General features: G+C 44.8%; 21 protein-coding genes and 1 pseudogene. 17 read left to right on the top strand and 5 right to left on the bottom strand.

Going from position 1 to position 19,093, the window contains the following annotated elements; genetic code table 11:
* The first annotated feature begins 307 nt into the window (after positions 1 to 307).
* The gene (locus tag NDI34_RS06445; protein WP_242033985.1) at positions 308 to 643 is read left to right on the top strand and encodes a hypothetical protein; all 336 of its coding nucleotides are present in this window, start codon (positions 308 to 310) and stop codon (positions 641 to 643) included.
* A gap of 164 nt (positions 644 to 807) precedes the next feature.
* The gene (apcB, locus tag NDI34_RS06440) at positions 808 to 1,317 is read left to right on the top strand and encodes an allophycocyanin subunit beta (RefSeq protein WP_190412374.1); all 510 of its coding nucleotides are present in this window, start codon (positions 808 to 810) and stop codon (positions 1,315 to 1,317) included.
* A gap of 133 nt (positions 1,318 to 1,450) precedes the next feature.
* Here the strand turns inward: apcB and NDI34_RS06435 are convergent, their stop codons facing one another.
* Positions 1,451 to 1,789, bottom strand: coding sequence for a hypothetical protein (locus NDI34_RS06435; protein ID WP_190412375.1), 339 nt, complete (start codon positions 1,787 to 1,789; stop codon positions 1,451 to 1,453).
* Positions 1,790 to 2,199: 410 nt separating this feature from the next.
* Here NDI34_RS06435 and NDI34_RS06430 point away from each other — a divergent pair, with 410 nt between their 5' ends.
* The 4 genes from NDI34_RS06430 (at position 2,200) to NDI34_RS06415 (ending at position 4,047) form a co-directional block, all read left to right on the top strand.
* Entirely contained in the window at positions 2,200 to 2,721 is a 522-nt protein-coding gene (locus NDI34_RS06430) for an HNH endonuclease (protein ID WP_190412857.1), read from the top strand.
* A 14-nt stretch (positions 2,722 to 2,735) separates the two neighbouring features.
* A complete protein-coding gene (locus NDI34_RS06425) occupies positions 2,736 to 3,122 on the top strand; it encodes an alr0857 family protein (protein WP_190412376.1) in 387 nt (128 codons plus the stop codon).
* A 133-nt stretch (positions 3,123 to 3,255) separates the two neighbouring features.
* Positions 3,256 to 3,537, top strand: a complete 282-nt coding sequence (locus NDI34_RS06420) for a DUF1778 domain-containing protein (RefSeq protein WP_190430711.1) — start codon at positions 3,256 to 3,258, stop codon at positions 3,535 to 3,537.
* A gap of 6 nt (positions 3,538 to 3,543) precedes the next feature.
* The gene (locus tag NDI34_RS06415) at positions 3,544 to 4,047 is read left to right on the top strand and encodes a GNAT family N-acetyltransferase (protein ID WP_348232197.1); all 504 of its coding nucleotides are present in this window, start codon (positions 3,544 to 3,546) and stop codon (positions 4,045 to 4,047) included.
* Between the two features lie 338 nt (positions 4,048 to 4,385).
* On the opposite strand, the gene msrB is transcribed toward NDI34_RS06415, so the two are convergent.
* Both msrB and NDI34_RS06405 read right to left on the bottom strand, forming a co-directional pair.
* Positions 4,386 to 4,880: a peptide-methionine (R)-S-oxide reductase MsrB gene (gene msrB / locus NDI34_RS06410; protein ID WP_190412380.1), complete on the bottom strand. Its 495-nt coding sequence runs from the start codon at positions 4,878 to 4,880 to the stop codon at positions 4,386 to 4,388.
* 201 nt (positions 4,881 to 5,081) lie between these two features.
* Positions 5,082 to 6,998 carry a GTPase family protein gene (locus NDI34_RS06405; protein ID WP_348232196.1) on the bottom strand — a complete coding sequence of 639 codons (1,917 nt, stop codon included), beginning with the start codon at positions 6,996 to 6,998 and terminating at the stop codon, positions 5,082 to 5,084.
* A gap of 262 nt (positions 6,999 to 7,260) precedes the next feature.
* On the opposite strand from NDI34_RS06405, the pseudogene NDI34_RS06400 reads away from it, so the two are divergent.
* Positions 7,261 to 7,526 (top strand): annotated as a pseudogene (locus NDI34_RS06400) (BrnT family toxin).
* 3 nt (positions 7,527 to 7,529) lie between these two features.
* Positions 7,530 to 7,787, top strand: a complete 258-nt coding sequence (locus NDI34_RS06395; protein WP_348232195.1) for a BrnA antitoxin family protein — start codon at positions 7,530 to 7,532, stop codon at positions 7,785 to 7,787.
* A 494-nt stretch (positions 7,788 to 8,281) separates the two neighbouring features.
* Here NDI34_RS06395 and NDI34_RS06390 read toward each other — a convergent pair whose 3' ends face one another.
* A complete protein-coding gene (locus tag NDI34_RS06390) occupies positions 8,282 to 8,509 on the bottom strand; it encodes a hypothetical protein (RefSeq protein ID WP_348232194.1) in 228 nt (75 codons plus the stop codon).
* Positions 8,510 to 8,892: 383 nt separating this feature from the next.
* On the opposite strand from NDI34_RS06390, the gene NDI34_RS06385 reads away from it, so the two are divergent.
* The 8 genes from NDI34_RS06385 (at position 8,893) to NDI34_RS06350 (ending at position 15,724) form a co-directional block, all read left to right on the top strand.
* Positions 8,893 to 9,873: a restriction endonuclease gene (locus NDI34_RS06385; RefSeq protein ID WP_348232193.1), complete on the top strand. Its 981-nt coding sequence runs from the start codon at positions 8,893 to 8,895 to the stop codon at positions 9,871 to 9,873.
* Between the two features lie 95 nt (positions 9,874 to 9,968).
* Positions 9,969 to 11,297, top strand: a complete 1,329-nt coding sequence (locus tag NDI34_RS06380; RefSeq protein WP_348232192.1) for an IS701 family transposase — start codon at positions 9,969 to 9,971, stop codon at positions 11,295 to 11,297.
* Positions 11,298 to 11,868: 571 nt separating this feature from the next.
* Positions 11,869 to 12,105: a hypothetical protein gene (locus tag NDI34_RS06375; protein WP_190524781.1), complete on the top strand. Its 237-nt coding sequence runs from the start codon at positions 11,869 to 11,871 to the stop codon at positions 12,103 to 12,105.
* Positions 12,102 to 12,848, top strand: a complete 747-nt coding sequence (locus NDI34_RS06370; protein ID WP_348232191.1) for a nucleotidyl transferase AbiEii/AbiGii toxin family protein — start codon at positions 12,102 to 12,104, stop codon at positions 12,846 to 12,848. The genes NDI34_RS06375 and NDI34_RS06370 overlap by 4 nt, the downstream gene beginning before the upstream one ends.
* Before the next feature lie 88 nt (positions 12,849 to 12,936).
* Complete coding sequence (locus NDI34_RS06365) at positions 12,937 to 13,140, top strand: type II toxin-antitoxin system Phd/YefM family antitoxin (RefSeq protein WP_348232190.1); 204 nt, start codon at positions 12,937 to 12,939, stop codon at positions 13,138 to 13,140.
* A 5-nt stretch (positions 13,141 to 13,145) separates the two neighbouring features.
* On the top strand, positions 13,146 to 13,346 hold the full coding sequence (locus NDI34_RS06360) for a PIN domain nuclease (RefSeq protein ID WP_348232189.1): 201 nt from the start codon (positions 13,146 to 13,148) through the stop codon (positions 13,344 to 13,346).
* Between the two features lie 544 nt (positions 13,347 to 13,890).
* Positions 13,891 to 14,697 carry a phytanoyl-CoA dioxygenase family protein gene (locus NDI34_RS06355; RefSeq protein WP_190434278.1) on the top strand — a complete coding sequence of 269 codons (807 nt, stop codon included), beginning with the start codon at positions 13,891 to 13,893 and terminating at the stop codon, positions 14,695 to 14,697.
* Positions 14,698 to 14,704: 7 nt separating this feature from the next.
* Positions 14,705 to 15,724 carry a glycoside hydrolase family 43 protein gene (locus NDI34_RS06350; protein ID WP_348232188.1) on the top strand — a complete coding sequence of 340 codons (1,020 nt, stop codon included), beginning with the start codon at positions 14,705 to 14,707 and terminating at the stop codon, positions 15,722 to 15,724.
* A 195-nt stretch (positions 15,725 to 15,919) separates the two neighbouring features.
* Here the strand turns inward: NDI34_RS06350 and NDI34_RS06345 are convergent, their stop codons facing one another.
* Positions 15,920 to 17,026 carry a HAMP domain-containing sensor histidine kinase gene (locus NDI34_RS06345; RefSeq protein WP_348232187.1) on the bottom strand — a complete coding sequence of 369 codons (1,107 nt, stop codon included), beginning with the start codon at positions 17,024 to 17,026 and terminating at the stop codon, positions 15,920 to 15,922.
* Between the two features lie 1,095 nt (positions 17,027 to 18,121).
* Here NDI34_RS06345 and NDI34_RS06340 point away from each other — a divergent pair.
* The gene (locus tag NDI34_RS06340; protein ID WP_190412389.1) at positions 18,122 to 19,093 is read left to right on the top strand and encodes a sodium-dependent bicarbonate transport family permease; all 972 of its coding nucleotides are present in this window, start codon (positions 18,122 to 18,124) and stop codon (positions 19,091 to 19,093) included.

The following is a 19,093-nucleotide window of genomic DNA, read 5'->3' as shown; positions in this document are numbered from 1 at the left end:
GCTGAAAATCTTTTGTCTCCTCTTTTGCCCATCTCAAGAACTCTCCCACTCAATTCCCAGTTGGCGCTTACGCGCCGCTACGCTAACAGTCTTCAGCCTTTTTTCAAGACGTAAGGCATCGATGTACTGGATCATCCTAGGGATAGGTGCCAGGAGATTTTGTATTCAGCTATACAGAATAAGGCAGTTGCCGTTTGACTTAAAGCGAGAAAAAGTTAAAAATTGTAGCGAGATTTACAAAAAAATCTTATAGGCGGCAACAATTTTACTAATCAGTAGCTTTGGCTACTTTTGTGCGGGGGGAAGCATGATGTTTAATTTAAATACGGATTTTGATCAAGATTTTGACGAACAAGAGGCGTTTGAGTATCGTCCTGGGACGAGAGTGGAGCTAAAGCAGCGTCCTGGGGTGGTTGATATTATTGCTGAATATGACCCGATGATGGTGCCGCCCATTTGGTTGCTCAACGATCCGCAGCCGCGATATCCAGAAGAACTGACATTACTGCCAGTGCCCATGAGAGGGGTTTGTTGGTTGAAGCCGGTGAGCCGTCGAAAAGCTGGCTCTACGGGTCGGTCACGGGATGGCAACCAGATGCGTCAGAAGGCTTACAGCAGCACCCCAGAAAAAATTGCCCGCTAAAAATTGCTGCGATCGCTCTCAACAATGTGGAGATGCTTGTGGAGATGGATATATGCTAATGAAAGTGTTTGTTGTTGTAAACTACACCCTAGAAACTGGGTATGCAACAGCACACTAAACAATAGAAAATTATCTATATAGCTTGTTGTTGGGAGAGCAATTTCATGCGCGACGCAGTCACAAACCTGATTAAAAATTACGATGTTACGGGTCGTTACCTGGATCGCAATGCCGTAGATTCCCTGAAATCTTATTTTGAAACCGGCACAGCACGAGTCCAAGCGGCTGCTGTGATTAACTCCAATGCAGCTTCGATTGTGAAGCAGGCGGGATCACGGCTGTTTGAAGAACTGCCCGAACTGATTCGACCAGGCGGAAATGCATATACGACTCGTCGCTATGCTGCTTGTCTGCGAGATATGGACTATTACCTGCGCTATGCCAGCTATGCGTTGGTTGCAGGTGATACGAATGTGCTGGATGAGCGGGTGCTGCAAGGTCTTCGGGAAACTTACAACTCTTTGGGAGTGCCGATTGGTCCGACCGTAATGGGCATCCAAATCATGAAGGACATTGTGAAAGAACAAGTGGCTGCGGCTGGAGTTGTAAATACAGCATTTGTAGATCAGCCCTTTGACCACATGACCCGCGATTTAAGCGAACAGGATGTCTAAGCAGCAGATAGCCACGAACAATTAGCCATTCGTCATTAGCTGGAGAGCGATCGCACTTTTTACCTTTTACTGGGATAAAGTGCGATCGCTTTTGTTTATGCTGCGCTGACGCTAATTTGAAGACACCAAAAGCCTATCTCGATGACAAACTCTCAACACTTAAGGGAACTAGATCGCCATGATTAGTAAATCCTAATAACATTGGCTCCTGCGGTCGGATAAACTTGCCTGTCAGTACACAGCGTTGTTCTTGCTGCGCTGTAGCGGGGACGCTAGAGAGGATATCAGACCTAGAGAATTGAGGTTTATAATCATCGGATTTCTGCTGCACGTAGTTCCAGAGGATATCTCGAATCAAAGCTTGATATCCCTGATGACCTGCGAGTTCTTTGAGTTCTTCCTTCAGTTCTCTCTCCAAGCGTATGCTGGTGACTTCCATTTCAGTGGTTGAGGTGCGAGGTAGGGTACGCATGATTTTTTCTCCTAAAATTTGTGGACAGATTAGTAATACAAGTGTAGTATATTGAAAGCCAGATTCAAGTTAAACCGTTCAAGAAGCCTTCCTGTGACACATATACCTGCTTTCTCCATCTCAGCCAGCGATTCCGACTCCTTAACGAGTTGGGAATCAGCCGGCGCGGGCGTGGAGTTTCTTTTTATGGGTGAATATGGTTGTCAGAGACGAGGTACGGAGATCGATCAAAATTTGGATCGCAATAATGGTGGGAGTCTGCGGTTTGCAGAACTCAAACTAAACAAACAAAGCGGGAGGTACAGGCTAAAAGTAGCCGTACCAACATAGGACGAGAAGACTCAAAAAGTTTTTCCAACCCCCGCTTCTAATTACCAGAGGCGGGGGTTAATTGTATGAGGAGCCAAGTCGTGACAAGCGCAACTGACGTGTTAGGTAGGTCGGTAGTCGTATTTTCCCAGAACTACTTGCCCATAAGCCGGGTCAATATTAAGCGAGCGATCGCTCTGTTGATCGGTGGGAAAGCCGAACCTTTGCAGTTTAGCGATGCACCTGGCTGGCAAGTGCGATCGCCCAGCGTGGTGATCGAGGTGCCAGAACAAATTCGCCTCACCATCACGAGTGCAGAGCGAGTTTGGAAGGTTCCCCCAGTGAACCGTCGGGAATTGCTGCGGAGAGACCACCACACCTGCCAATACTGCGGCAACACGAAACAGTTGACGATCGATCACGTCCTTCCCTTATCAAAGGGCGGGAAACACACCTGGGACAACGTAGTTATCGCCTGCGAAAGGTGCAACCAACGCAAAGGCGATCGCACCCCGACTCAAGCAGGAATGCCCCTTCGCACCCAGCCTAAAGCCCCCATGCACCCTGCTGTTGCCTTTGCCGAACAGTTCTGGCGCGAACAGCACGATCACCTGGATTTGTAAGGAGACACCAAGCAATGCTGAAATTAACTTACACAGAAAACGGCTTTTACTTGGAGTGTCTGGCTCAATCTCTGGAAGAGTGGGTGACACGGCGGGTAATTTTAGCGCTGCGAGTGGGTACCCCCATCTCAGTCGAACCCAGCACCGCTTCCTTCTTACTTCCGGCTAGCTTGCCAGAAATCGGACGGTTGGTAGAGGAAGCGCAGCAGGAAGGTTCTGAAATTATTGGCTTGTGTGCTTGCGATGCCGAGTACGTCGAAGTCAGCCTGCACGGTAGCTGGGTGGACGGAGGCTCGAAAAATGGAGAGGGCGTTTTTGTGACTGCAATGAGCGATCGCGCTGAATTCTTCCTCTTCAAGCTTTGGCAAGATGCACAAGCTTGCACCTCCTCCTTGAGGTAATCAAATCACTTTTGGGGTGGGTCGAAAAACCCACCCTTTTTCTTAGTATTTGTGTGGACATTTGCCGGATAATACATCAAACTATTGGTATGTCATAGCGGGATACCACACTGAGATTGATTAAACATTAGTTATGTCAGCCAGCAGCAATACCAAAGAAAGCAGAATTGATTTGAGACTGAGCCAAGAGCAAAAAAAGACGCTTGAAAAGGCAGCTGCACTGATGGGACTCAGTGTAAGTTCTTATGTGCTTTGCCACTCACTTGATGCTGCCAGAAAGGACATTGCCTTTCATGAAACACTGGTTTTGTCAGATAGAGATCGGGATCTCTTTTTGTCGATACTAGAGAATCCGCCTGAACCGAACGAAGCTTTAAAATCGGCGATGTGTGAATATCAGGAGTACGAAAAGTAATACTTTGTGGAATGGATTTTTCACCCTCTCGATAGCAGTGTAAGGAAGGATGCTTTCGACTGCGGAGTTCCAAAGTTAAACGATTACCTGAAGCAATACGCTGGACAAAACGATAGAAAAGGCATTGCGAAAGCCTTTGTTGCTATTCCCAAAGAAGATGGTAATGAAGTTGTTGGCTATTACACCATCAGTATGTCTAGCATTACGTTTGACTCGCTTCCAGAGCAACTAAGAAAAAGATTACCCCGTTATCCTGTTCCCGCTATGTTAATCGGACAACTTGCCGTTGACACCTCAATGCAAGGGAGAGGATTGGGAAAAAGATTACTAATGGATGCTCTTAGTAAAGCAGTTCGCCTTGCAGATGAAGTAGGGATTTTTGCAGTTAGAGTTGATGCTCTGGATGATGAGTCAAAGCAATTTTATCTGAAATACGGTTTCGTTCCCTTAATTGATTATGAATCCTCGCTTTTCCTACCAATGGCAACAATATTAAAGAGTCGTAAATAGCAGGTAGTTTCGTCGCTGTGGTCAAGCAGATTTATTGTTAAATGGCGAACTAGGAGCTTCACCCACTTGATTCTTCCTCTTCAAGCTTTGGCAAGATGTACAAGCTTGTACCTTCTCCTTGAACTAACTGTAGGGGCGCACGGCTGTGCGCCCTTTTCTTGAGAAGCGATCGCATATCTTGCAGCCTTGGCGATTAGAAATCGCGGCTATACAAACGAAGTCCGCCTGCGCGGACTTTTGAAACCTGCGGAGGCAGGTTTTGTGTGTGTAGGCGCGAATTCTATTCGCCAGCTTCACTAGAACACTTACCAAACGATGCAATCAAACAGGAGCGATCGCTAGCCTTGAATAAATTTAAGCGCAGCACCGTTCATGCAGTAGCGTTTGCCAGTTGGGCGCGGACCATCGTTAAATACATGACCTAAATGCCCACCACAGCGATGGCAATGCACTTCAATTCTAGTCATAAAAAGCGTCTTGTCTGTGGAGGTGCCGATTCCCCCTTCAATGGGAGCATAAAAACTGGGCCAACCAGTATGGCTGTCGAATTTCGTGTCAGAGGTAAACAGCGGTAAGTCACACGCCGCACACGCATAAATTCCTTTACCGTATTGCTTATCAAGCGGGCTAGTTCCAGCACGTTCGGTACCGTGTTTACGCAAGACGTTAAACTGTTCGGGCGTCAAAATTTCACGCCATTCTTCCTCGGTTTTGTTGATTTCAAAATTATTGTTTGAAGCTGCCATATCTCCCGATTTCCCAATTAGATTGCGTGATAACCATGCCGCGCCTACAATTACAGCGCCAGCTTTTAAAAGATAACGTTTTTTCATGCTGCATCATTCAGTTGTCAATGTGAGGCGAGCCAGTTCAACTTTGAGAGAGTTTATTTGGCTCTATCTCTAGGATGCGCGATCGCGCTCATCCGAAGCGAGGCGTTAGCCTAGCGCCGACCTGTTGGTTCGCACTGCATTAAGTCTGATAGCCGGATTAAAATTCGCTAAGAAGCCTAAAGCAGGTAAAGAGCCATCGGCTCAAATTTGCTTGAGATAGAACTCAAACCGTTGCCGGAATTGTTCAACTGTCAGATTTTGAGTCCAATATTCCACTAAAGCGTGACCAAATGCCCAAGCATTGCGTTCTGGTGAAGAGGGGTTTTCCAACAGTAGAGGCCAAAGGGATAGCAAATCAAAGTTGATCGGGTTTTCGCCCGGATTCAAGAGGGAGAACAAATCATACGCCATCTGAAGTTTGCCAATCACAACGGGCAATTGTTCCACGGGAATTTGGTCTGCCAGCACATATGCTAGGTTTGGTCGTCCGGTTGTTAGCGTGGCAATGAACTGAAGAACGGGACTTTTGAGCAGTGCAGCGAGTCCCTGTGTCGTTGTCATCTGAAAGGTGTAGCGGTCGATGATTTTAGCAGCAGCGACAGTACGAGCATCCAAGTTCCGCAAAAAACGGGCAAGGCGGAGTTGCTTGGTAGGTGCGATCGCATCCACGAGTGCTAATGAGAGTGCGTCCATTCCCCACGCAGTTCGACCCGTTTTTGTGTCACCTGTAACTACAGGGAGAACCAGATTGCAGAAGTCGCCTAGAAGCTTCGTCCGATACTCGGTCGCTTCCCGAATCGCCTTTTCCTTTGGGCGATCGCCTGCTTGCCAGTTGTAGGGAGGTTCCCACTCCCGGATGGGGCGCAGACGATCCACCTGAGTGACGATGGCGATCGCGCTCAAGTCTGCCACTTCCGCCTTCATATCTTTGAGAAAGTCCACATCCATTTGCAGTGCCGGATCGAGGGCAGGAGTAACTAACAGCAGCAAATCTGCATTGGTGGCATAATCCAGCACCAGTTCCCGCAAATCCGCCCGGTTCACTTGTTCGTAACCCGGCGTATCCCAAAGCGTCAGAGTTTCCCCCAATTGGCTCTGCCAGCGGTAATTCTGAATCTTATCGGTGCTGGGCAATACGTCCACGGCGGCTCGATCTGCTTGAAATAGCGTATTAATCAAGCTGCTTTTTCCAGACCCGGTTCTTCCCACCAGCAGAATATTGACAGGTTTTTGCTCAACTGCTTCGATGGGTTCTGTTTGAGCCAATATTTCTCGGAGGGTTTGCGTCTTTGCCTTGGGTAGTGTCGGTGTGGAAACAGAAGATTCTGACTCTGGCAGTGTAGTCGTTCCTCCATAGAGAGCGATCGCTTGCCGAGATAAGTTCCGCAGAGCCGCTTCCCGAAGCATCTGGCTCAAATTCCCCAGCAATTCCTGATTTGCCTGGTTACTGGAACGCTGAGTAACTTGTTTTGCTACCGCCACCACCGGATTCAAGAACCACTGTGCCCAATTCCAGGCTTGCCAGAGTTTCCGAGCCGATGGTTCCAGCTTGCGGTAAACTCCGTATGCCTCGTATGCCTGCCCAATCGTGACCCGATCGAGGGCAGGAGATAACTTCTGTATCCAACCGTCCAGATCGTCCACCGTTCCCCGAATCAATCCGTAAGCTTGGGTAACGTGAATGTTGAGCAGGGGATACTTTACTTCAGGATTGTAGACATGAGCGATCGCACTGACCAGATCCTGGCATCGCTGCCAAAAGGTTTGCCAATCTTCCCAAATCGGGCGATCGCTCTGTGCTGCTTTCAGGATTTCTTGATAGGCGACTTCTGCTTGATTTACAGCATCATTTCCGGCTGGTAGCGCTACAGTGTCGCCTGCACCAGATTCTAGTTCGGCGCTAACCTCCGCCATGACAGATTCTATTTGCGCGATCGCCGGTCGAGTCCACTTCACCAGCAGCCAACGCCAACCTACGAATACGACGGTAAACACGCCCCAGATCCAATTAATCCGCCACTCGTGAATCTGCAATCCTGCCGATACCAGCAAGAAACCGACGATCGTTGCGATCGGCGTTGCCAACACCACCCACTGCCACACCTTTAATTGCACCATTGTTCCAAACCTGTCTCGATTCGACTGCTTATACCGTTATTGTCGATCTAACTTTCTCTGATGCGAGACCCCATAATGCGGGATTACACGATGAATCAGCCAGCGTGTTCAACCATTATTAGTGGTTTAACAAGTAGTTGGGCTGCAATATTGCAGATAGAAAAGGCGTTGAAGCAGAGGTGAAGCGATCGCAGCCATACACTATGTTCCAAGTCGCTGCTTTCATGCTGGCAGTATGTACAAATATGCATACAATGATTAGATGACGTATCAGTGGGATAGCGACAAGGCAGCAGCCAATCTTCGCAAGCACGGAATTGATTTTGCTGATGCAGTGTCGGTCTTTTCTGACAATCTGGCAATTACCATCCCGGATGAACGTTTTGATGAAGAGCGATTTATCACAGTTGGTATAGATGCCTTCGGTCGAGTTTTAGTTGTTGTTTAACATGGCGTGACAATAAGATTCGATTGATTTCTGCCCGCAAAGCTACACGCCATGAGCGAAAGCAATATGAGGAGGAATAACTGATGGAAGCTGAGTATGATTTTAGTCAGGGGAAGCGGGGAGCAATCGAGCCAACACCGCCAGGGAAAACACGTATCACCATCCGATTAGATGATGATCTTTTAGCATGGTTTCGCGAGCAAGTTCATCTAGCAGATGGGGGAAACTATCAGACGTTAATCAACGATGTACTTCGCCAGCATATCCAACAGCATCGCGAACCATTAGAAGAAACGCTAAGGCGCGTTTTACGAGAGGAACTTGAGCGAATGGGGAAATGAGGTGCGCTCAACATTGCCGATACAACCCAGTGCCACACCTTTAATCACACATTGCCCTATCCCTACCTAAATTAGACTTCTTATATCGCTATTGTCGATCCTGCTATAAGTACGCGATCGCTGTGTGCGGCAGACTACACTATGTCGAGTGCTACTCTGTCTATTGCTACCAAATTTGGTTGAGCAAATCAGAAGTTCGATGAGCTGTCACTTTACACTATTAATCTTCCTGTGGACAACACCTTCGTGGTATTTTAGCTCAGGAGTGAGAAGCTTCCAGAGTCAATACATTTACAGAGAGAGTATTGCGTAACACTTTGCCAACTGAACTGAGCTAACATAGTTTGGCTATGTAATTAACCCCAAAGGGACTGGAGAAAATTTCCCCAACACTCCCGCATAGTATCGCTGCTTAGAGTTGGGCAGGAATATGAAATATCATTTCACATTCTACGTCGTATACCGAAGTGCAAAACAGTTGACGATACAGAGCTTTAGCGATTTGGAGGAAGAACGTTAGAAGGATCTTGTTGCTGACGACCATCAATTCTTAGCTGTCCCCCGTCGCCTCCAAGTCTCAGTTCGATAACTCCAGGAAAACGAGAAATTATAGCAACCACAACAATAACAACTATCCCTGAAATTGGGAAGGCAAAGTTGCGCTTGAGGAAGCGATCGCTCTTGCGTATGCTGCCATGATCGATTCGCAAAGGTTTCTTCATATATATTGGGCAAAACATCCTTAGGGCTTTGCACTTGTGGAATACTTCTAAAATAGATCATTTGTCTCTCAACGATCAACGGTTACACTATTAATGAAATTTATAGGTACCACTTAAAGTATTAAAATATACTATAAACATGATTTTAGCCGTATACGCTTATTAGCCATTGCTGTTTAATAAGTCGAAAACTCCATAGCAATTTAAACTCAATCCAATTAGCTACAACCATTACAGCATAAAGACTTTAGCCACTCTGGATGTTAGTTACTTTGCAAGCAGTCTCTTACAGTAACCTAAATCAGTTCTAATTTAATAATGATACGCTTCAACATTGTGTTACATTATTATTGTTGTTACACTATTAAAGCAGTCTTGAGATCGTGAGCAGAGGAAATCCAAACTGGACCCGTAAGTATGGAGAGCCTACCAAAGTTGTCAGGTTGCCAGCTAGTCTAGCGGATGAAATATTAGAGCAACTCAAAGCGGATACTCCTACTGGTGAGGTTCTACAACAGTTAGCTTCGGATCACAAAGCAAAATTGACCATTGTTCAGGCAATTGCTCAAATTATGAGGATAGCTGAAAAACCACTGACAGTAGCAGAGATTTATGAGCAAATTATCGAAAACAACTTATATGAGTTCAAAGCCGATGATCCAGTTCAAGTTGTTCGTAGCCAGTTAAGAAGGCATTGCGAAGGCTTAGATTTTCCATCTGCTTTGCCCAATAAGTATTTTGTGATAGTCAAAGACGGAAAGTATTGGCTTAAAGATAGCCTATTACAAGAACCGAGAAAAGTTGACAAGAAAAGTTCTGAGCTTGAGAAGCTTAAGGCATCTGAGGAAGAACTGCTTAAGAAGCTTGAAGAAATCTATAGCAAATATTTAATAAACTTTCGAGATCGAGTTATTCAGCAAATATTAAGACTAGATAATTATGAATTTGAGCTTTTCAGTAAAAAGCTTTTAGAAGCTTTTAAGTTTCAAAACATTGAAATAACTGAAAAATATGAAGATGGAGGAGTAAAAGGTCATGGGGATCTTAAATTTGGTGTTGATTTCTTAAAATTTGCTTTTCGATTTAAACGAATAAAAATCGAACCCTCAGATGTTAATGAGTTTAGAGGCTCAATAGACGGTGAATTCAGGCAGGGTATGTTTTTTACCTTGTCCGAATTTACGGATAAGGCTAAGGAAACTGCTCGCAAGCCTGGGGCAATCCCAATTACGCTTATTGATGGTTCGCTCATAGTAGAGCGAATGATTGATGAAAGGCTTGGAATTGAGAAAATAAAAAGCTTTTCAACTTATATTAGTATATTAGATGATATTGCCTCGACAATAGCTGCCGGAAATAGATAAATTTTTATAGTCCGCTTTCTATCCCTCTTCTGTCACTTTCCGAGTATTCTGAATAAAAGGATTAAAAGAAAAAACTCTGGAAGGTAAGTAGGGCAATGGATGTAGAATTACAAATTCTGAAACATTTAGCAAGAGACGCCCACCCAACAGTTGCGCTCATAGATGAATATTGTGCAGAGTATCAAGATTTATTTAAAGAAGTGAGAAATTATGAGTGCTTTAAATATTTGCACTTAGGAATAATCTCCCCAATCAAAAGAAAATCATTACCAGAAATTGCCAAAGTAGTAAGTATAAATTCTGCCCAGTCATTACATCATTTTATAGCCAATTCAGATTGGTCAGTAAATGAATTAAAAATCCGAAGATTAAACAAAATCAAGAGAGCATTAAAGGGAAATAGAATTACACTAGTAATAGATGAAACCGGCGATAGAAAAAAAGGTAAAAAAACTGATTACGTGGCCAGACAATATTTGGGAAGCGTGGGAAAAATAGATAATGGGATAGTTTCAGTCAATGCTTATGGAGTTTACGCTCATATAACTTTTCCATTAATTGTAAAAGTATTTAAACCAAAAGGAACATTAAAAGAGTTAGATAAATATAAAACAAAAATAGAGTTAGCGTCAGAAATCATTACGGAATTAATTGAATCAGGGTTTAATATTGAATTAGTATTGGCTGATAGCTTATATGGTGAAAGCCGCCAATTTATTGAAAAGATAGCTGAATATAACTTAGCTTACGTTGTATCAATTAGAAGTAATCATGGAGTCTGGCTGGCACCCGGTCAAAGCGTTAGAGCCAATAAGTGGTGTAAATTTTCCCGGAAATTTAACAACCAAAAAGCAGAAACTAGATATATCCGAGAAATAATTTATGGGAAAAAAAGAGCCATAACTTACTGGGAGATAACAACTGACCCAGAAACTATGCCGGAGAATTCTACTTCTTTCGTAATGACAAATCTTCAAGGTAATCTCAAGAAAACTTTAGGCGACTTATATGGATTAAGAACCTGGGTAGAATATGGTTTCCGACAGTGTAAACAGGAACTAGGTTGGACAGATTATCGGTTCACGAATTTTCAACATATTGAGAGGTGGTGGGAAATTATTTTTTGTGTTTATACAATGATTAGCTTCAACTCTCCAGCATTTTTAAGATTAAAACAATCTCGTCAAATTGAGACTGAGGTACAAGAAAATCAGAAGATTAATTTTTCTAATCATCAACAATGGAATCATCAATGCGGATGGAAGAATACTTTAAATAATCTCCGTCTAATTATCCAACCACTTTTGCTATTTTGGTTGATTTATCCCTGGCTAGATATTTTACCCAATTCTAAGTTATTGCTGGGATTTAATCATTTAATTGCTGCAATGAATCAATTTAAACCCGGTTTGGCTTCTGGATAATTTAACTGATTTACTACTTGCTTCCCCGGAAAGTGACAGAAGAGGGCTATCCTGAATTGGCAGTATTCTGATATAGTCATAAATTTGCAACTAAAGTTTGTGATCCAGAAAGTAATTTACTTGTAAAAGTGGGCAGTACTGAAGTCGAACAAGAAGCACTGACTGAAGTTGTTAATAAACAATTTTTCTGTATTCACCTGCATCGTCAAACATTGTACTGAACCGCCCGCCTGCTCCAAGTGCGTCCTACTTTTGCTCAAGTACAATGATCTAAATAGGAAATAGGACTAACAGTCGTTATCCTATAAGTATCTGATGCGAGTGGTGAGACGATCTATCGTGCAATCGTCTCCTGCACACTACGCGATCGCACCCCCAAAAACTAGGCAAAAATTTGATTAACTGCCGTCTAAGTATTTGTGCCAGGAAGCAAAATGCGACCGCTTTTCGTGAATAAATAGAGCGTTCGTGCCTGTAAATTGGTTTTGTTTGCACGTAGGTAGCAGCGCGATCGCCGATGATTAGGCTATTCTAGAAGTAGAGTTAGCAAAAGTTGTCGATTAGAGGAGCTATGACAACCGCTACACCAACAACTAATTCACCTCTTGTCCCAAAAAGGCTGCTTTTTTTGGAGTCAATCTGCTGGCAAACAGGAGATGTCTATCGGTTTACTCCGGAGCAAATGCTGAGTCGCTATGAGCGGGGTTGGAAATATCGCCAGCTATTTAGCAATCTTGAAGACGAAGAACTAAGTTTCCTCAAAGAACTTGCAAAACGCTATAATTCCTGGCTACAAGCCTGTTTATGACCTTCAGGTTTGATCACCATCATAAAATCCTCACGATTCTTGAAAGTTTAGATGCTGAGGTACTTAGGAAGGGTTCTGCTTACTTCGGTGGTGGAACCCTTCTTGCACTTGATTTTGAAGAATACCGCTGGAGTAAGGACGTTGATTTTATCTCTCCTGTTGGTGAATCAGGCTACAAATACCTCCGCACAGTCATATTTGATGGTGGATATGAAGCCTTGTTTCGCGATCTGAGTAGAATCCAAGTTGGACGTGGCACCACTGACCAGTATGGAATTCGGATGATGGTTATTGTTGATAATATCCCCATCAAGGCTGAAATTATCGCTGAAGCTCGTTTTCAACTAGATCCACCAAGATATCCAAAGTGGTCATCTGTCGCCTGCTTAAGCCTCAATGACTGTTTCACATCCAAGCTGCTTTCAAATTGCGATCGCTACATGGACGACAGCGTTGAGGCAAGAGATTTAATCGATTTAGCAATTCTTAGGCTGCAATCTTCAATTCCTCAGGAATCAATTGAGAAAGCTGAGAAAGCGTATGAAGTTATACGTCCTTTAAAACTTGCGATCGCACGCTTTCAGGAAAGACCCCATTACAGGCAGGAATGCTTTCTCAGTCTGCAAGTTGATAAAGTTAAGATACCCAGAATTATTGACGGTGTTGATTTCCTAGCTACCGATTTAGGCTTGGCTACTACCGAGAGACATTTTAAGGAGCAGCATGATATTTTTACTGATTGAGAGACACAAGAGGGAATAAGGGAAGAGCCATAACCATGCAAAAGTGACGCTATGCTAACGGTAACGATTGAGGAAATTCAGCGAGATATTGCAACTTAACCTTCACCAAGTCGAAGCAGCTGAGACTCTTATTGTCATGCAAACAGGAAAGCCTGTTGCTGAAATTAGACAAATTTCACCAACCGTTAAGCAACTTCAACCTTTTGCTCTTTGTGCTGGAGAGTTCACTGTGCCAGATGATTTTGACACTTCATTACCAGAAGACATTCTGACCGCATTTGAGGGTACATGAGGTACATGAAGCTACTGCTTGATACCCATGTGTTTCTTTGGTTTATCAGTGGCGATTGTCGATTATCAAATGACCGCGAGGGCAGTATCTGCGATCCAGACAATGAAGTATATCTGAGTTTTGTCTCAGTGCGGGAAGCAATTATCAAGTATCAATTAGGCAGGCTACCACTGCCAGAGTCTCCCGGAAGTTATCTACCCGAATAGCGCGATCGCATAGTGTGCTGTAAGCATTCGCCATCTCATCGCCAGTCTTCATCCAGAGAAAAATAGTGTTGCTCAACTTGCAAAACTAACCCAAAGTTTTTTTAAGATTTCAAGTATTGATTGCTATTCTGCATCTATCGCGGGGAATAATAGTATTAAGTAGATGCCGCTATGTTTTTCTTTAGGCAATGAGGAATCAGTTTTAGTAGCAGCGATGAAACTTCGAGAAGCTAGGTCACTAAGGCTTGTGGATATGGAAATGACGATTGGACGATAGTCGTTAATGATTCAACGGTTGCAGGATGAGTGAAGGTTGTACAGCTTCATTCTTTACCTGCTGATTAAGCAACTCGGTCACAGTTTCATCTACAAAGTTCAGGAGATTCCATAAGCGCGAAACGTCGAACTTAGTGAACGATTGAACACCTGGTTAAGCAGTAATTACACGGAAGGTTTTGGGAGCAGCGAACCAGCTTCTTGAAACACTCTGTTCTTGTAAAGATAGATTTTACTTCAACTCTAACGCCCTGAATTGGAGCAGAACATGATTCAAACTACAGATACAGCTAAGTTTTCGACGACTGACCTAAACCGCTTTGCTGAAGAACTCAATCGAGATGGAATTTGTGTGATTCGGGGCCTGTTTGACAGAAGATTAATCGAAGAGTGGGGAGACGCTTTTAATGAATTATTCCAAAAGCGCCAAAATCAACCGGGTGGTCTGGCACCTCGCGAACAAGCTCGCTTCTATCTAACCTTCCCCTGGGTTGCTCCCTTTGCCAATGTAGATGTGTTTGCGAATCCGGTAATTTTGGGGATTCTCAATCGCGTATTCTACCAAGAATATAAGATGGTGCAATTGGGGGCTGATATTCCAGTCCAGGGTTCGGATTACCAAGAAATTCACCGGGACTTTCGCCCACTTTTCTCAGATCAGATAGTAACGCCACTCTATGCGCTGGCGGTAAACTTTCCGTTGGTAGAAGTAACAGCGGACAATGGGCCGTTTCAAATGGCACGGGGGACTCATGTCTTACCTCGTGAGGAAGGGTTAGTGAAGGTCGCTGCTGGGGAAATTCCGATGGAGTCCTTTTATATGCAGCCGGGTGATGTGATGATTCGCTCGCCCCTGGCGCTGCATCGAGGCTCACCGAACCGGACAAACACTCCCAGACCGATGGTTGTGATGGGCTATGTGATGCATTGGCTGCACACCGCGAAAGTAGACTTGACTGTGCAACGGGACTATTATGAAAGTCTGCCAGAGGAAATAAGGGAATTACTGCGGTGCCACGTGGTAGAGCAGTTGCCAGAGAACAAAGTTGAAACCTACGTGAATTTCAAGTATTAGGACGCTAATGTCTCAATTTGAGCCGACGCCTGAAGAATTCTCTAGCAAGCGCACCTACACCAATCCGGTGTACAACGGCTATTTTGCCGATCCGTTTGTTTGGGAACACGAGGGAGTATATTACGCAATCGGCACGGGTGCAGCAGAAGCAGAGGGAGAGGTGGACGAAATCGGCAAACGGCGCGTCTTTCCCCTCTTGCGCTCTGAGGACTTTGTAAGCTGGGAGTTTGCGGGGAATGCACTGCTGCGCCCAGACGCTGCTCTCGGAGATAACTATTGGGCACCAGAAGTTGCTTATTGCGATCGCAAGTTCTATCTCTACTACTCCGTAGGACACGAAGACAAGCGGCATCAGTTACGGGTTGCAACGAGCGATCGCCCGTTGGGGCCTTATCAAGACATCGGTGAACCCCTCATAGACCCTGAATCGTGTTCTTTCGCCATCGATCCTCATGCCTTTCGGGATGACGATGGGCAATGGTATCTGTTCTACGCCCGCGATTTCTTGGATACAGAAGGCGGAGTAAGGGCTGGAACGGCGCTGATGGTAGACCGATTGATAGGGATGACAAAACTGGCTGGAGAGGGGAAAGTTGTTTTACGCGCCCGCTCTGACTGGCAGCGGTTTCTGGCAAACCGTTTGATGTACGGCGATCGCTATGATTGGCATACCTTAGAAGGCCCAAGCGTCCGCAAACATGGCGATCGCTACTACTGCTTTTACAGCGGTGGGCGTTGGGAAACTGAAAACTACGGTGTCGATTATGGCGTTGCAGATAGCGTCATGGGTCCCTACTCGGATGCGGGGAATGAAGCAGGACCCCGCGTATTGAAAACTGTTGTCGATCGCGTTCTCGGTCCCGGTCATAACTCAATCGTTGTCGGTCCCGATGGTAAAACTGATTACATCGCTTACCATGCTTGGGACACGGGCAGGTCGGCGCGGCGAATGTGCTTAGATAAATTGATTTGGACGGCGGATGGCCCGCGCTGCGATGGTCCCACCTGGACATCGCAGACTATCTAACAGCGAATAGCGATCGCGCTTACCGAAACCGAAGCAATTCTAGCGATTGCTGGCGGCAAGATGTCAAGTGCGATCGCTCTTGAGGAGTGTCATGTATACGGACAATTCCCTAGAAAGATTTTTAGCCTAGAATCCAGGTTACAGAAATTGGCGACCGTCCTTCTTTTCACCAAAATCAGCGAAGAACCTTAGCCACTATGCCACCCGATCGGGAACTTTGGGTAACTTGATGATAAAGCTTGTTCCCTTGCCTTCAGCGCTTTCAACTTCAATCGTCCCTTGATGGGCTTCAGTAATACTCTTTACCAAAAATAATCCTAGTCCCCATCCCGTTTTCTCCTCAGCAGAGATAGTTCGACGAAATTGTTGAAATAGGATTGACTGAGCGTCTAGGCTAATCGGATCGCCTTCATTATGGATCGTAAGGCTGATCTGCGTTTCAGTTTGCTGAAGCGTGAGTGTAATCGGCGTGCCAGACGCCCCATATTTCACAGCGTTAACTGCTAAGTTTTCAATCACCCGCCGTATTTCTTTACGGCTGCAATAACTCCTGATATCAGAATCACAAACCACAACAAACCGATCTCCATAAGCGAAGCTCAAATCCTCTACTACCTCTTGAACTAGCACCTCTAAATCGCATTCTTCAAATTCAATCTTTAAACTCTGCCCTGTCCGCAGCCGACTTGCATCAAGCAGATTTTGAATCATCGAATCCAGCCGATTGATTGCATTGAGCATCCTCGCGGCTATATCCACGTGGCTATCTCCTCGTTCCACCCGACGCAGAGTCAGTTGAGTTCCCATTTTTACAACATTAAGGGGGCCTCTGAGGTCGTGAGTTAGCGTCACCATAAATAGCTCTTGAATATCTCGCAGCGTCTCGGAGAATTGAGTGGCAGCGTCATTAACGGCTTGCTCAATGGAGTCGATAATGATGTCTCGTTCCCTCACGTCTAAAGGTGCTTCTTCCTCTAAAACTTGAAAGATGACTTGACGAAGGATGTGGTACTCGAAAATGAGTTGAGTCATGGAGTAGTCGGCATAACCGGCCCGCTCATGCCCATGCTTCTTGCCAATCCGAGTGCTTTCTACCTTGTCGGCTGCGATTCGGGCAGGTGTCCTGTCAATTCTGTTTGAGAGTTCATCTACCAGTTGGTTTAAGTACAGAGGTAGCGAATTTCGTAAAACAAGAGACTCATGATGCATTGATGCTTTGACTTCATCACGCGCCCGCTCCTCCCACAGATGCATAATTCTTTCAGCATTTTGCTTAAGACGGTCAGACGCTTGATTAGACATCGTTCTTGATTCTCTGCATGCGTGCAGGTAAGGGAAAGTTTCCAAGATGTGGGTTTGATTGAGTTTGAGCAGGTTCGGGCAGCAAGCAACAGAAGTTGCAATGCCTCTGTATACCCCGTCAAGTAGCAGACAAGGTTAAATTACCAAAGATGGTAAGTAGTTTGGACAAGCAGCAGAAAGATATAATTGTAGCGAACTGCAAACCCAAACGCTTCAAACCGCTTTCCAATACAAAACTGAAACTACATTAAATTGCAAATAAAAGGTTAGTCTAAACCCCAATAGCTGCAAATCAAATCACATTATCTGTAAACCGACTGCAAACATAATTTTGAAGCCACATTATCTGCCAATAGCTTTAGGGTAAGCGAAAAAAACTGCTCAAGGATTATTTTTAACTACTACAGTCCGATTTCTACCACTGCATTCGGGCATATATGTCTGGTCAATAAGTCCTTTTAATTCGGATACTTTTGGTAATGTATTCTAAAAACTAGCGTTGGTCAATCAAACCGCTACTTGATGAAGAGGAACTTGATGGACAAAAGAAACCAGTAATGCAATTTTCTGATCGCTTTAGTGTGTATCTCTCTCAGGGGAAAATTATGTCAGTTTCTCTTCCTGACGATGAGATTTAACACCTCACTGCACTAAACGGCTGGATGAAAGCGCTTTACCAATTGGGTTGACAATTTTTAATGCGTCTGGGTCGTCATCGGTATACGAGCGATCGCCCTAGCCCAAAAACAGATTCCTGAATTCTGGCTGTCATCCCCATAGCTAAGCCTGAACCTATCGAGAGCCATCTACACCTCTATCTCCTGGGGAGGTACTGCCATTCTCACTACAATTCGCCCGTAATCGGCGCTGTTGTTGCAGTAGCGACTTCAGTTCTTGTCAAACCCATCTCCCGGCTGATTTCGGTAGTTAGAAAGGTTTTATTTATACTTAGTATAAAAATTTCCTATATCTTTTTAGCGGCTCAATTGCCATACAGTGGTTCTACGCAACATCTGATGCGTAGAACCACTGTGTCACTTCAGTCATGATTAAAACCTTTTTCAAATTCTTGGTTATCCAGGATGGGGAGTAGATATGGATACAAGCCTGATCGTTTCTAATATCCTAAATCCACCAATCCTATTCTTCTTTCTAGGTATGGTGGCAGTTTTTGTTAAATCGGATCTGGAAATTCCGGCTCCTTTCCCCAAGTTACTGTCACTTTATCTACTATTTTCCATTGGCTTTAAGGGAGGAGTAGAACTGATTAAAAGCGGCTTAACCCAGGAAGTGATATTCACCATGCTGGCAGCCGTATTGATGGCGTGTGCCGTCCCGATCTATACCTTTTTTATCCTGAAGCTGAAGCTGGATATTTACGATGCAGCAGCGATCGCCGCGACTTATGGCTCCATCAGTGCCGTAACTTTTATCACGGCAGGAGCTTTTTTGACCGAGTTGGGGATTGATTATGATGGTTATATGGTTGCAGCCCTAGCGCTTATGGAATCTCCGGCTATCATCGTCGGGCTGATTCTGGTCAATCTATTCACACCCAGCCAGGGAGATCGGGACTTTTCCTGGCCCGAAGTGTTGCAAGAAGCCTTCCTGAATAGCTCCGTATTTCTGCTGGTTGGTAGCCTGATCATCGGAGTCCTAACTGGAGAACGCGGTTGGCACACTTTGGAACCCTTTACTCAGGGATTGTTCTACGGTATCCTGACCTTCTTTTTGCTCGACATGGGGTTGGTTGCAGCTAGAAGGATTAAGGACTTGCAAAAAACGGGCGTTTTTCTCATTTCTTTTGCAATACTAATCCCAATCCTCAATGCAGGCATTGGAATTTTGATTGCAAAATTCATCGGAATGCCCAAGGGGGACGCGCTCTTATTTGCGGTACTTTGTGCAAGTGCTTCTTATATTGCTGTTCCCGCCGCTATGCGTTTAACGGTTCCTGAAGCGAATCCTAGCTTGTACGTTTCTACCGCACTAGCTGTAACGTTTCCTTTCAACATCATTGTCGGAATTCCCGTATATCTGTACGGCATTGAGATGCTTTGGAGATAA

Origin of the sequence: Trichocoleus sp. DQ-U1 (assembly GCF_039961925.1) — a bacterium.
In the GTDB taxonomy this organism is placed as follows: domain Bacteria; phylum Cyanobacteriota; class Cyanobacteriia; order Cyanobacteriales; family FACHB-T130; genus FACHB-T130.
Note: the sequence above shows the minus strand (reverse complement) of the source record. Positions and strands in the feature narration are given on the sequence as shown.

What these genes read in the sequence shown, in the direction of transcription:
- msrB (WP_190412380.1), bottom strand. Translation starts at nt 4,880, where the DNA reads ATGAAAAAACGTTATCTTTTAAAAGCTGGCGCTGTAATTGTAGGCGCG.
- NDI34_RS06345 (WP_348232187.1), bottom strand. Translation starts at nt 17,026, where the DNA reads ATGTCTAATCAAGCGTCTGACCGTCTTAAGCAAAATGCTGAAAGAATT.
- NDI34_RS06370 (WP_348232191.1), top strand. Translation starts at nt 12,102, where the DNA reads ATGACCTTCAGGTTTGATCACCATCATAAAATCCTCACGATTCTTGAA.
- NDI34_RS06340 (WP_190412389.1), top strand. Translation starts at nt 18,122, where the DNA reads ATGGATACAAGCCTGATCGTTTCTAATATCCTAAATCCACCAATCCTA.
- NDI34_RS06445 (WP_242033985.1), top strand. Translation starts at nt 308, where the DNA reads ATGATGTTTAATTTAAATACGGATTTTGATCAAGATTTTGACGAACAA.
- NDI34_RS06355 (WP_190434278.1), top strand. Translation starts at nt 13,891, where the DNA reads ATGATTCAAACTACAGATACAGCTAAGTTTTCGACGACTGACCTAAAC.
- NDI34_RS06395 (WP_348232195.1), top strand. Translation starts at nt 7,530, where the DNA reads ATGGAAGCTGAGTATGATTTTAGTCAGGGGAAGCGGGGAGCAATCGAG.
- NDI34_RS06375 (WP_190524781.1), top strand. Translation starts at nt 11,869, where the DNA reads ATGACAACCGCTACACCAACAACTAATTCACCTCTTGTCCCAAAAAGG.
- NDI34_RS06350 (WP_348232188.1), top strand. Translation starts at nt 14,705, where the DNA reads ATGTCTCAATTTGAGCCGACGCCTGAAGAATTCTCTAGCAAGCGCACC.
- NDI34_RS06435 (WP_190412375.1), bottom strand. Translation starts at nt 1,789, where the DNA reads ATGCGTACCCTACCTCGCACCTCAACCACTGAAATGGAAGTCACCAGC.
- NDI34_RS06420 (WP_190430711.1), top strand. Translation starts at nt 3,256, where the DNA reads ATGTCAGCCAGCAGCAATACCAAAGAAAGCAGAATTGATTTGAGACTG.
- NDI34_RS06425 (WP_190412376.1), top strand. Translation starts at nt 2,736, where the DNA reads ATGCTGAAATTAACTTACACAGAAAACGGCTTTTACTTGGAGTGTCTG.
- NDI34_RS06390 (WP_348232194.1), bottom strand. Translation starts at nt 8,509, where the DNA reads ATGAAGAAACCTTTGCGAATCGATCATGGCAGCATACGCAAGAGCGAT.
- NDI34_RS06380 (WP_348232192.1), top strand. Translation starts at nt 9,969, where the DNA reads ATGGATGTAGAATTACAAATTCTGAAACATTTAGCAAGAGACGCCCAC.
- NDI34_RS06405 (WP_348232196.1), bottom strand. Translation starts at nt 6,998, where the DNA reads ATGGTGCAATTAAAGGTGTGGCAGTGGGTGGTGTTGGCAACGCCGATC.
- NDI34_RS06360 (WP_348232189.1), top strand. Translation starts at nt 13,146, where the DNA reads ATGAAGCTACTGCTTGATACCCATGTGTTTCTTTGGTTTATCAGTGGC.
- apcB (WP_190412374.1), top strand. Translation starts at nt 808, where the DNA reads ATGCGCGACGCAGTCACAAACCTGATTAAAAATTACGATGTTACGGGT.